This is a genomic window from Stenotrophomonas sp. GbtcB23 (assembly GCF_019091045.1).
Taxonomy (GTDB): Bacteria; Pseudomonadota; Gammaproteobacteria; order Xanthomonadales; family Xanthomonadaceae; genus Stenotrophomonas; species Stenotrophomonas rhizophila_A.
The window spans coordinates 1-11434 of sequence record NZ_JAGXKC010000011.1 but is presented as its reverse complement, the minus strand read 5'-3'; the positions used below and the strand labels follow the sequence as shown (position 1 = coordinate 11434).

The 11434-nt window shown below is 63.2% G+C and carries 11 protein-coding genes and 1 pseudogene; all 12 read left to right on the top strand.

Annotation, left to right across the window (positions count from 1 at the left end):
- Positions 1 to 181: 181 nt before the first annotated feature.
- Complete coding sequence (locus KVS69_RS06460) at positions 182 to 640, top strand: hypothetical protein (protein ID WP_068852741.1); 459 nt, start codon at positions 182 to 184, stop codon at positions 638 to 640.
- Positions 641 to 681: 41 nt separating this feature from the next.
- Positions 682 to 1803: a VirB8/TrbF family protein gene (locus KVS69_RS06455; RefSeq protein WP_217537524.1), complete on the top strand. Its 1122-nt coding sequence runs from the start codon at positions 682 to 684 to the stop codon at positions 1801 to 1803.
- Positions 1800 to 2576: a TrbG/VirB9 family P-type conjugative transfer protein gene (locus KVS69_RS06450; protein WP_093535996.1), complete on the top strand. Its 777-nt coding sequence runs from the start codon at positions 1800 to 1802 to the stop codon at positions 2574 to 2576. Before KVS69_RS06455 ends, KVS69_RS06450 begins: the two co-directional genes overlap by 4 nt.
- Positions 2573 to 3826 (top strand): TrbI/VirB10 family protein, encoded by a 1254-nt coding sequence (locus KVS69_RS06445; RefSeq protein ID WP_217537523.1) that lies wholly within the window; start codon positions 2573 to 2575, stop codon positions 3824 to 3826. The genes KVS69_RS06450 and KVS69_RS06445 overlap by 4 nt, the downstream gene beginning before the upstream one ends.
- 15 nt (positions 3827 to 3841) lie before the next feature.
- Entirely contained in the window at positions 3842 to 4891 is a 1050-nt protein-coding gene (virB11, locus tag KVS69_RS06440) for a P-type DNA transfer ATPase VirB11 (RefSeq protein ID WP_068852730.1), read from the top strand.
- A complete protein-coding gene (locus KVS69_RS06435) occupies positions 4891 to 5844 on the top strand; it encodes a lytic transglycosylase domain-containing protein (RefSeq protein WP_217537522.1) in 954 nt (317 codons plus the stop codon). The genes virB11 and KVS69_RS06435 overlap by 1 nt, the downstream gene beginning before the upstream one ends.
- 45 nt (positions 5845 to 5889) lie before the next feature.
- Positions 5890 to 6291 (top strand): TrbC/VirB2 family protein, encoded by a 402-nt coding sequence (locus KVS69_RS06430; RefSeq protein ID WP_068852724.1) that lies wholly within the window; start codon positions 5890 to 5892, stop codon positions 6289 to 6291.
- Positions 6284 to 6592: a VirB3 family type IV secretion system protein gene (locus tag KVS69_RS06425; RefSeq protein ID WP_083214171.1), complete on the top strand. Its 309-nt coding sequence runs from the start codon at positions 6284 to 6286 to the stop codon at positions 6590 to 6592. The genes KVS69_RS06430 and KVS69_RS06425 overlap by 8 nt, the downstream gene beginning before the upstream one ends.
- Before the next feature lie 89 nt (positions 6593 to 6681).
- Positions 6682 to 9129 (top strand): VirB4 family type IV secretion/conjugal transfer ATPase, encoded by a 2448-nt coding sequence (locus KVS69_RS06420; protein ID WP_068852720.1) that lies wholly within the window; start codon positions 6682 to 6684, stop codon positions 9127 to 9129.
- A gap of 53 nt (positions 9130 to 9182) precedes the next feature.
- On the top strand, positions 9183 to 10004 hold the full coding sequence (locus KVS69_RS06415; protein WP_095362699.1) for a hypothetical protein: 822 nt from the start codon (positions 9183 to 9185) through the stop codon (positions 10002 to 10004).
- Positions 10005 to 10083: 79 nt separating this feature from the next.
- Positions 10084 to 11229: a type IV secretion system protein gene (locus KVS69_RS06410; protein WP_093535986.1), complete on the top strand. Its 1146-nt coding sequence runs from the start codon at positions 10084 to 10086 to the stop codon at positions 11227 to 11229.
- A gap of 62 nt (positions 11230 to 11291) precedes the next feature.
- Positions 11292 to 11434: pseudogene (locus KVS69_RS21050) on the top strand (DUF4189 domain-containing protein); the annotation flags it as partial.

The window sequence follows — 11434 nt, the reverse complement described above, 5'->3', positions numbered from 1 at the left end:
CCGGACAGGCGTTCGGGGCGTTTACACACCAGACGGGGCGGGGGCCCGGTTGCACCGGTGAAAGGTGTTGCTCGCATCCAACGTTGCGTTGTCGGGCCTGACCGCAGGCCATGACACGTCAGCGTGTTGCCGTTTTTTCCCGGTTAAAAGCCGCTATTCCGTACGTCATAGGGAAGTTCGTATGAAGCAAGCGTTTCTGTCAAAGGGATCCATCAGCGTTGCCACCGCCGTTGCCGTGCTGCTGCTCGCCGGTTGTGCGACTCCCGACGCGCCGGATTTTGGCGGTCGCTGGAAGCCGGTGAACCGCTTCGCCAGCACCACCATGGAAATTCCGCTGTACACCAGCTACGTGTACCAGGCCTCGCCCATGGATGGCACCTTGAAGACCATGCTTGAACGCTGGGCCAAGGATTCGGGGATGACGCTGGATTACCGCATCAGCTCCGATTACACGCTGTATGGCGCGGTCTCCACGATCGGCACCACCAATCCGCAGCAGGCGATGATCGATCTCACTGCCGCCTATGCAGGGCAGGGCGTGTCGGTGTCCATCGTCGGCAACCAGATCGTCGTGCAGTCCGCCTCCGCCGCATCGCCGACCGCTGCCGCCGGCAGTGTCGACGCGTCCAGCGGAAGCTGAGTTCCGCGGCCCCTTGATGTTCCAGCAGTACGGATGACCCCATGTTCCGAAAGAAGGAAACAGGCAACACCCCCAAGGTCGACCAGGCGGTCGCCAAGGCGGTGAGCTACGAGTTGACCGTTGCCGACATGGCGCGCCGCAGCGAGCGCCGCGCCTGGTGGGTGGCGACCGGTTCACTGGTGATGTCGCTGGCGTTGGCCGGCGGCTATTACTACATGCTGCCGCTGAAGGAGAAGGTGCCGTTCCTGGTGATGGCCGACGCCTACACCGGCAACGCAACCGTGGCCCGGTTGGCGGGTAATTTCGGTGACGGATCGATCACCGCCAACGAAGCCATCAACCGCAGCAACGTGGCCCAGTACGTGCTGGCGCGCGAGTCGTTCGACTCGGCGGTGATGGGCCTGCGCGATTGGGACCTGGTGTTCACGATGTCGTCCGAGCCGGTCGCCGCCACCCAGCGCCAGCGCTATGCGAACAACAACCCGCAGAACCCGGTGTTCGTGTACGGCACCAACAAGGCAATCCGGGTCAAGATCCTGAGCATCACGCCGCTGGCCGCCGAAGGCAACGGCAGCTTCCGCGGCGCCTCGGTGCGCATCCAGCGCAGCCTGCTCGACAAGACCACCGGGGTCTCCCAGTTCCTGGACAACAAGCTGGTCACGATGCGTTTTGATTACCGCACCGACCTGGCGTTGAGCGAACAGGACCGGATCCTCAATCCGCTGGCGTTCCAGGTGACCGAATACCGCGTCGACAACGACTACGCCCGTGGCGTGCCGGTGCCCGACGACGCCGATATGGCCAGGCAGGCCAACCAAGCGGCTGCGGCGCAGGCGGCGCAGGCGGCAGCGGCTGCCGCCGCGGCAGCGCCGGTGTACGACCCGAACAACCCGGCCACCGCCACCATGATCGACCCGGCCACCGGCCAGCCGGTTGCGGTGCCGGCCCAGGCCGTCCCCGGCCAGATGGTGGTGCCGGGGCAGCAGGTGCCGGGCCAGATGACGGTGCCGGGCCAGGTCCCCACGCAGCCGATGCAGCAGCAATACCCCGGGCAGGCAGTGCCGGGCCAGGCGATACCAGGACAAGTCGCGCCGCGGCAACCGGCCAACGTGCCGGCACAGAACATTTCCACCGGAACTGCTGAGGGAGCAAGCAACCGATGAGTAGTAGCAAACTTTGGTGGGCCGCATTGGCCTTGGTGCCGATGATGTCCCTGGTCTCCGCGCCTGCGAAGGCCCAGGTGGTCGACCACTACGAATACGAACAGGACCGCATCTATCCGGTGCGCACCGGCCTGGGTCTCACCACCCAGATCGAACTGAGCCCCAACGAGAAGATCCTGGATTACAGCACCGGCTTCAGCAGTGGCTGGGAGCTGACCCGTCGCGAGAACGTGTTCTACCTCAAGCCGAAGAACGTCGACGTGGACACCAACATGATGGTGCGCACCGAGACCCATTCCTACATCTTCGAACTGAAGGTGGTGGCCACCGATTGGCGCCAGCTGGAACAGGCGCGTCGTGCCGGCGTGCAGTACAAGATCGCCTTCAGCTACCCCAGCGATACCGAGTTCGGTACCGCCCAGCAGGCGGTGGATGAAGAGGTCAAGCCGCTGCTCAGCTCGGAACTGGCCAAGGATCGCCAGTACAACTTCGACTATTCGTACTCCACCCGCCGCGCCAAGAAGATGGGCTGGCTGATCCCGGTCAATGCCTACGACGATGGCCGTTTCACCTACCTGAAACTGCCGGCGTCGCCGGAGTACAAGACGGGCATTTTCCCGGCGGTGTTCGGCCGTGAGAGCGAGTACGGTGAGGATTTCGTGGTCAACACGACGGTGGAGGGCAATTCGCTCATCGTGCATGGCACCTATCCCTACCTGGTCATCCGTCACGGTGACAACGTCGTTGGTCTGCGAAGGAACGTGAAGAAATGAGCCAGCACAACACTCCCGGCAACGAGCCGAACCACGGCCGTGACGACGGCGACGCGCCGAGCAACCCGTACTACGGCCAGAACGTGGCCGACAACAATCCCAACCTCGATGCCGCCGCGCCGCAGCTGCGCTCGGCCGAGGAACAGCGCCTGAACCGCAAGGCGCTGGCGTTCCTGGGCGGCATCCTGGTGCTGATCATCGCCATGGGCTTCCTGCTGCTGCGCAAGAGCAGCGACGACCAGGACGGTCCGGCCAAGGTCAACGAACAGGCTCGCGTGTCCACGCCTGAACTGCCGACGGCGCAGCCGGTGCTGCCGCAGGCCCCGGTGGCCGATACGCAGCCCATTGAAATGCTGCCGCCGCTGCCGCCGCCGGAACAGGACAACCCGTACCGCACACCGCCGGCCATTCCCAGTGACATGGGCATGTCCAACGAACCGCGTCAGCCGTCGCTGCTGGACCGCCGCATGGCGTCGGGCAACGGCGTGGGTGGCAGCAATGGGGCGACTGGGGCCGAAGGGCAGGGTGGCCTCGGTGGCCGTCCCGATGACGAGTACACCCGCGCGATGATGGCGCAGCTGCCGGGTGCGCAGCAGCCGGCACCGACTAAGGTCCGCCGCGGTCCCGACGTCGAAGACGTCTCCAGCGCTGCCTTCATCCGCAGCCCGGATGCACTGCTGGTGCGCGGCACCTACCTGCGCTGCGTGCTGGAAACCCGCATCATCACCGACGTCTCCGGCTTCACTTCGTGCCTTCTGACCGAACCGGTGTACTCGATCAACGGCCGCAGCCTGCTGCTGCCGAAGGGTTCGAAGATCTACGGTGCGTATGGCGGCGGCCCGAAGGGCAAGCGGGTCGAAGTGATCTGGGACCGCATCACCACGCCGAACGGCATCGACGTGGCCATGTCCAGCCCGGGTATCGACCAGCTCGGTGGCGCGGGCCACCCGGGCGACTACAGCGCGCACTGGGGCAGCCGTATCGCCTCGGCGCTGATGATCAGCCTGATCGCGGACGCCTTCAAATACGCCGCGGCCGAACACGGCCCGGAGACCACCACCATCAGCAGCAACGGTTTTGCCGTGCAGTCGCCCTATGAGAGCGCCACCGCGCGAAGCATGGAGCGCCTGGCCAACGAAGCGATGAGCGAGCGTCGCCCGCCCACCGTCACCATCAACCAAGGCACCGTGATGAGTGTCTACGTGGCCAAGGACGTCGATTTCAGCGACGTGCTGCCGCGCCGCCGCTGATCGCCTGGACAGAACATGGACGCCGAAGTGGCCCCTGTAGCCGACGTTTCCAGTGAGTTTCTCAGGTACCAGTACGAGGTCCTGGGCATTCACCAGTACATGACATCGCCCGACGTGACGGAAATCTGCATCAACCGTCCGGGCGAGGTGTACCTGGAAACGCGTGACGGATGGCAGCGTGTGGAAGTTCCCACGCTGACCTTCGAGCGTGCGCGCCAGTTCTGTACCGCCGTGGTCAATGAAAGCAACACCGGCCAGCGCATCACCGACGTCGATCCGGTGGTGTCGCTGACCTTCCCGACCGGCCAGCGCGCCCAGTTCGTCATCCCGCCGGCGTGCGACGCCGGCAAGGTGTCGATTACCATCCGCCTGCCGTCCAAGCACACCAAGACCCTGGAGCAGTACCAGAGCGACGGGTTCTTCAACCAGATCCTGGAGCAGGGCCACGCGCTGAGCGAACAGGACCAGGAACTGCTCGCCCTGCGCCAGAACCGCGATTACGCCGAGTTCTTCCGCAAGGCCGTGCAGTACCGCAAGAACATCGTGGTATCCGGTGCCACCGGCAGCGGCAAGACCACCTTCATGAAGTCGCTGGTCAACCACATCCCGGCCAACGAACGCCTGGTCACCATCGAAGATGCGCGCGAGCTGTTCATCAGCCAGCCCAACGTGGTGCACCTGCTGTATTCCAAGGGCGGGCAGAGCGCCAGCAACGTCACCGCCAAGAGCTGCATGGAAGCGTGCCTGCGCATGAAGCCGGACCGCATCATCCTGGCTGAGCTTCGCGGCGATGAAGCGTTCTACTTCATCCGCAACTGCGCTTCCGGCCATCCCGGGTCGATCACCAGCTGCCATGCCGGCAGCCCGGAACAGACCTGGGACCAGCTGGGCCTGATGGTGAAGGCCTCGGCCGAAGGCTCCGGCCTGGAGTTCTCGGTGATCAAGCGCCTGCTGAAGATGACCATCGACGTGGTCGTGCACATCAAGGCGCATGCCGGCAGCCGCTACATCACCGGCATTGATTTCAGCCCGGAACGCGCGTTGGCCGCAGGGAGTGACGCCTGATGCTGCCCGGTCTGGAAGCCATGGTGTGTCCGGAAATGGCGGTGTCCATGGACGTGATGCAGCACGTGATCAACGTCGAATCCTCGCGCAACCCCTACGCCATCGGCGTGGTCGGCGGCGCGCTGGTGCGCCAGCCCAAGCAGCTGGACGAGGCCCTGGCCACCGTGCGGATGCTGGAAGAGAAGGGCTACAACTTCTCGGTGGGCCTGGCCCAGGTCAACCGCTACAACCTGGCCAAGTACGGACTGGACTCCTACGAGAAGGCGTTCCAGCAGTGCCCGAACCTGCAGGCCGCCTCGCGCATCCTGGCCGAGTGCTATGGCCGCTCGGGCAGGGACTGGGGCAAGTCCTTCAGCTGCTACTACTCGGGCAACTTCACCACCGGCTTCCGCCACGGCTACGTGCAGAAGGTGTTCGCGTCCATTTCGCGCCAGCGCGGCAACATGGTCGCCGCCAACGGTGCCGCGCCGATCGACGTGGTCAGCCGTGCCCAGCGCCGCGCGGTCGAGGTGGCCCACCACCCGCAGTTCAGCGGCCAGCCGCAGGGCGTGGCCGAAGCGCGCGTGCAGGCCATGCAGGCGCTCTCGCCCACGTATGCACAGGCCGTCGTGCCGGTGGATCCGGCGCGTGCCTACGAGGTCTACCCCTCCACCGGCGCGATGGTGCGCGGTGGCCTGGTCCGCACCGCCGACGCCGCGCTGTCACGCGTGGTGATGGGTGCCATGGATCAGGTGGTGCCGCAGCCGCAGGCCGCCCAGATGCCCGCACCGCAGCCCATCGCCCAGCAACCAGTCGCACCGCAGCCCATGCCGGCACAGAACGACGCCGGCCCGGTCGTGGTGCGCGCCTGGAGTGAACGCAATGCCCCGGTGGCATTACCCGCGCAGGCCGCACCTGCGCAGGCCATGCCGGTACAGAACATCCCCGCTGGGGATGAAGCCTTCGTGTTCTGAAGGACCGATCCAGTCGTGTTAGACCATCAACAAGGAAAACCCACCATGAAGCGTAACAACCTCGATATCGCCCAGGCCCAGCGCACTCTGAAGACCGTGCTGATGGCCGCTGCCTTCGCCGCTGCCGTGTTCGTGCCGGACGTGTTCGCCCAGTCCACCAACTTCGGCGGCACCGACACCAAGGTGTGCGGCTTCTTCTCCAACATCAACGGCCTGCTGAACATCGCCTCCATCGCCGTGGTGACCATCGCCGTCATCTTCGCCGGCTACCAGATCGCCTTCGCCCACAAGCGCATCGGTGACGTGGCCCCGATCCTGATCGGTGGCCTGCTGATCGGCGCCGCTGGCCAGATCGCCAAGATGCTGCTCGGCGACGGCGGTTCCAGCTCCTGCGCCGGCAGCGCCACCGGCGCCATCATGAACGCCGTCCAGTACTACAGTGCATAAGAACGTCCTGTTCCGCGGCTGCACGCGGCCAGCGATGTTTCTGGGCGTTCCGTACGTCCCGTTCTTCCTGGTCGCAGGCGGCTTGCTGTTGCTGAGCATGTACATCGACATGCGGCTGTTGATCACCATCCCGATTGCCATCTTCATCCTGCGTCACATGGCAAAGCGCGATGAAATGATCTTCCGCCTGATCGGGTTGCGCCTGCAGTTCAAGTTCCGCGCGCGCAACCTGCAGCAGCACGACGGAATGTGGGTCTTCACGCCCAACCATTACCGCGACAAGCCGCCGCCGTCGGACTGACCACGGCACGCTACAGGCCGGGCAGGCGATCACATCGCCTGCCCGGTGCAGGCCCCGCACCATCCCCGCAGCACCCTTTGGAAGCGCCCATGTTCAGTCCCGATACCTCGATCAGCGAATTCATTCCCCTGTCGTCCCATGTGGCGCCGACGGTCGTCAAGACCACGGGTGGAGACTTCCTGCTGACCTGGCACCTGGAAGGCCTGCCCTTCGTGGGGCGCGAGGATTGGGAGCTCGAACACCGCCACAACACCTTCAATCGACTGCTGCAGACCCTGCGCGCACCGGATTTCGTCAACGTCGCCTTCTGGGTGCACGACATCCGCCGTCGCCGCCAGCTCAAAGGCAGCAGCAAGTTCTCCCAGCGCTTCAACCAGGACGTGTCCGACCAGTACATGGGCATGCTCTCCTCGCAGCGCATCATGCAGAACGAGCTGTACCTGACCATGATCTACCGGCCGGTCGTGTCCGGTAAGCGCTTCATGGACAAGTCCTCCAGCATCACCCAGCTTCAGGCCGAGCAGGACCAGTCCGTGGCCAAGCTGCTGGAGATGGCCGGCAACGTGGAAGCGGTGATCCGCGACTACTCGCCGTACCGCATGGGCATGTACGAAGCCAAGAACGGCATGGTGTTCTCCGAGACCCTGGAGTTCTTCGGCTACCTGCTCAACCGGGTCGACGAGCCGGTACCGGTGCTGTCCGCGCCGGTCAAGGACTACCTGCCGATCAGCCGCCACATGTTCTCGGCCAAGACCGGCGATTTCGTGATCAGCACGCCCAACGGCGTCAATCACTTCGGCGCCATCCTCAACATCAAGGAATACGCCGAGGGCACCTATCCGGGCGTGCTCAACGGCCTGAAGTACCTCGACTTCGAATACGTCATCACCCATTCGTTCAGCCCGATGGGCCGCCAGGACGCGCTCAAGGTGCTCGACCGCACCAAGGGCATGATGATCTCCTCCGGCGACAAGGCGGTCAGCCAGATCGTCGAGCTCGACCAGGCGATGGACCAGCTGTCCTCCGGCAACTTCGTGCTGGGCGAGTACCACTTCATCATGGCCGTCTACGCCGACAGCCAGGAAAAGCTCTCGCAGAACATCGCCACCACCCGCGCCGAGCTGTCCAACGCCGGGTTCGTGTCGACCAAGGAAGACCTGGCCGTCACCGCCTCGTTCTATTCGCAGTTCCCGGCCAACTGGCGCTACCGCACCCGCCTGGCCAACATCAGCTCGCTGAACTTCCTGGGCCTGTCGCCGCTGCACAACTTCGCCACCGGCAAGCAGCACAACAACCCGTGGGGCGACTGCGTGACCACGCTGCAGACCACCAACGGCCAGCCGTACTACTTCAACTTCCACGCTACCCACCCGTCGGAGAACTCGCTGGGCGAGAAGGCCATCGCCAACACCATGGTGATCGGCAAGTCCGGTACGGGTAAGACCGCGCTGATCAACTTCCTGCTCAGCCAGGTGCAGAAGTACGACCCGTCGCCGACCATCTTCTTCTTTGACAAGGACCGCGGCGCGGAGATCTTCGTGCGCGCCTGTGGCGGTAACTACCTGGCGCTCGAGAACGGCCAGGCCACCGGCTTCAATCCGTTCCAGTGCGAGAACAATGAAGCCAACGTGCAGTTCCTGGCCGACCTGATCAAGGTGCTGGCCAACAAGCACGAGTACAGCGCCCGCGAGGAAGAGGACATCTTCCGCGGTGTCGAGAACATGCTCGACACCCCCATGCACCTGCGCAGCATGACCAACTTCCAGAAGAGCCTGCCCAACATGGGCGACGATGGCCTGTACGCGCGCTTGCGCAAGTGGACCTCGGGCAACTCGCTGGGCTGGGTGTTCGACAACCCGGTCGACACCGTCGACCTGAGCCGCGCCAACATCATCGGCTTCGACTACACCGACATCATCGACAACCCCGAAGTGCGCGTGCCGGTCATCAACTACCTGCTGCACCGCCTGGAATCGCTGATCGACGGCCGCCCGCTGATCTACGTGATGGACGAATTCTGGAAGATCCTGGACGGCGAGGGCGGCCTGAAGGAATTCGCCAAGAACAAGCAGAAGACCATCCGTAAGCAGAACGGCATGGGCATCTTCGCCACCCAGAGCCCGGAAGATGCGCTCAAGAGCGACATCGCCGCGGCGTTGATCGAGCAGACCGCCACGCTGATCCTGCTGCCCAACCCCAATGCCAGCCGCTCGGATTACATCGACGGCCTGAAGCTGACCGAGTCCGAGTTCAAGGTGGTCACCGCCCTGGACGAGCGCTCGCGCTGCTTCCTGGTCAAGCAGGGCCACGCTGCCAGCGTGTGCCAGCTCAACCTGCGTGGCATGGACGACATCCTGTCGGTGATTTCGGCCTCCACCGACAATATCGACGTGATGCACCGCGTCCTGCTCGACGCCGCCCAGCGCGAGAAGGTATCGCAGGCCGACCTCACCCCGGACCAGTGGCTCAGTGAGTTCTACAGGAAGCGCAAGGGCTCTGGAAAGCCCGCCGGGACACGACAGGACGCCGTTGCCTGACGGTCCCCCGGCCGATCAGGGACAGGCTTTCGCCGCATTCGATGGAGATAATTATGGACATTGCCATGAACAAGAACACGACCCGCCGCCGTCACTTCAGCTTCCGCCTGGCCGCCCTGTCGCTGGTGACCGTGCTGATGTGCAACGCGCCCGCGCCCGCCTACACGATGCCCGTGGTCGAAGTCGGCCCGAGCGTGTACCAGCAGATCATGAACCAGATCAACACCTACAAGGCCGAGATCACCGCGTACGCCTCCAAGGTGCAGGACGCGGCCGAGTATGTCGAACAGCGCACCCGCTGGATCCGCACGCTGGAGCAGTATGCGCAGGCGTTGGTCCAGGTGCAGGCGGTACTCAACAACTTTGGCATGCCGCAGGGTATCGCGCTCACTCCAGTGGCGGACAACTATCTGGTTGCGCAAAGCTGTGGCGGTACTACCGACCTGAGCGTGACCGGCCTGTTCAAGACCTTCGTCTTCAACCCGAAGGCCGATTTCAAGCAACAGCAGACACAAATCTGCGTGAACATCCGCATGATGCAGAACCGGAAGTACAACGAGGCGGTCAAGTTCATGACCGAATCTGTGCCGCTCATGCAGTCGTCGCTCACCCGGATTTTCAACATGCGTATTTTCAGCAACAGCCAGGGCAACGTGCAGGGCACGGACAGTGAAGCCCTTCGCATGGCCAACGACCTGGCGGTTCAGGCGCAGATTTGGCAATCGCGGATGCACTCGTACGACGCCTACATCGAGGTGATGGAAGCCAACCAGAAGGTGGTTGCCGAGAACGCCCTCAAAGGCGATACAACCAACCAGATCATCGGGACACTGGTGAAGACCGCCGCCCTCAAGGGCGCGCTCAGCGTCAAGTAACTCGCCCAAGCAGGTTCAGCGGGTCTGCAAAGTAATGCCGGACCCAAAGCAGTAGCAGCATCACCAAGGGATTGTGGAAATGTCGATCAGGTCGATTGCCAACGTTTTTGATTTCTCGGGCGGATTGCAGGATCTGCTGGGCTACGCAGTGCGTGTCCAGTCGATTGGCGACTTCGTGTTCTTCAAGCTGATCCTGGATTACCTGCGCGAGCGCATCAACGATTTCGGTATCGAGATGATGGGCCGCATGATGGCCTGGGTCGGCGGTATTGCCTTGATCCTGATGACCCTGTGGGTGCTGATCCAGGGCTACCGCATCGTCACTGGCCAGAGCCGCGACTCGATGATGGTGCTGGTCACCAACATGGCCCGCGCGGCGCTGATCATCAGTGTGGCAACGTCGATGGCGATGTTCGGCAGCAGCGTCAGTGACTTCCTGACCAAGGACGTTGGTGGCCTGATCACTCGCGTTGTCACCGGCAAGAGCGGCACCGCTGAAGACCAGATCGACAAGAGCCTGGCCTGGATGCAGGTGGCGTTGTCCAGTATCGATGCGATCAAGGTGCTGGACGATGGCGGCCTGCGCGAGGAGAAGACGCGTGCCATGTGGTTCATCGGCATTGGCACGGGCGGCCCGGCCGTGACGGCTGGCGCCATGCTGCTGCTTTACCAGGTTGCAATCGCGCTGTTCATCGGGTTCGGGCCGCTCTTCATTCTGTGTCTACTGTTCGACCAGACCAAGCAGTTCTTCCAGAAGTGGTTGTTCTATGGCATAGGCACCATGTTCTCCATGGCGGTGCTGTCGGCCATGGTCTCCATCGCGTTGGACATGGTCATTCGTGTTTCGGCGGCATTCTGGACATCGTCGCTGATCAACAGCTTCTTCCTTGATGATGCGATGAGCGACGGCATGACCAGCCAGGCCATGCAGCAAGGTGGCATGGGCCTCATCCTCACGACACTGATTCTGACTGCGCCCCCAATGGCCGCGATGTTCTTCCAGGGTACGTTGGGTAGCTTCATGGCATATTCCCAGATAGGTGGCTCGGCAGCCGCGGGTCCGCAGGGCCAGCCGCCGGGTTCTTATACGCCGGCGCAGACGTCCAATGCTTCGAGTGGCGGAACTGAAAATCAAGTGCAGCAGACAGGCCGTACGATTTCCGGGTCTCAATCCAGTTCCCCATCTGCCGCCACTGAAACTGGTAGGTATGGAAAGGCGGAGTGAGAGGTCTGACTCTGCATTCTGCAGCAGCCTGTGTTGAGTGTAGAGCGACTTAGGAGTGGTGTATGAAAAGAATGGTATGTCTGTTCGTCTTGGCTCTCGCTTCTGGCACGGCCTTTGCGGAGGGCTCATGCCCACCAGGCTCCTATCCTATCGGTGGACAGGGTGTGCAAGGCTGCGCGCCCATTCCACAAACCGGGTCAGGTGA

Coding starts and splice junctions, on each gene's coding strand:
- KVS69_RS06460 (WP_068852741.1), top strand. CDS start 182: ATGAAGCAAGCGTTTCTGTCAAAGGGATCCATCAGCGTTGCCACCGCC.
- KVS69_RS06455 (WP_217537524.1), top strand. CDS start 682: ATGTTCCGAAAGAAGGAAACAGGCAACACCCCCAAGGTCGACCAGGCG.
- KVS69_RS06450 (WP_093535996.1), top strand. CDS start 1,800: ATGAGTAGTAGCAAACTTTGGTGGGCCGCATTGGCCTTGGTGCCGATG.
- KVS69_RS06445 (WP_217537523.1), top strand. CDS start 2,573: ATGAGCCAGCACAACACTCCCGGCAACGAGCCGAACCACGGCCGTGAC.
- virB11 (WP_068852730.1), top strand. CDS start 3,842: ATGGACGCCGAAGTGGCCCCTGTAGCCGACGTTTCCAGTGAGTTTCTC.
- KVS69_RS06435 (WP_217537522.1), top strand. CDS start 4,891: ATGCTGCCCGGTCTGGAAGCCATGGTGTGTCCGGAAATGGCGGTGTCC.
- KVS69_RS06430 (WP_068852724.1), top strand. CDS start 5,890: ATGAAGCGTAACAACCTCGATATCGCCCAGGCCCAGCGCACTCTGAAG.
- KVS69_RS06420 (WP_068852720.1), top strand. CDS start 6,682: ATGTTCAGTCCCGATACCTCGATCAGCGAATTCATTCCCCTGTCGTCC.
- KVS69_RS06415 (WP_095362699.1), top strand. CDS start 9,183: ATGGACATTGCCATGAACAAGAACACGACCCGCCGCCGTCACTTCAGC.
- KVS69_RS06410 (WP_093535986.1), top strand. CDS start 10,084: ATGTCGATCAGGTCGATTGCCAACGTTTTTGATTTCTCGGGCGGATTG.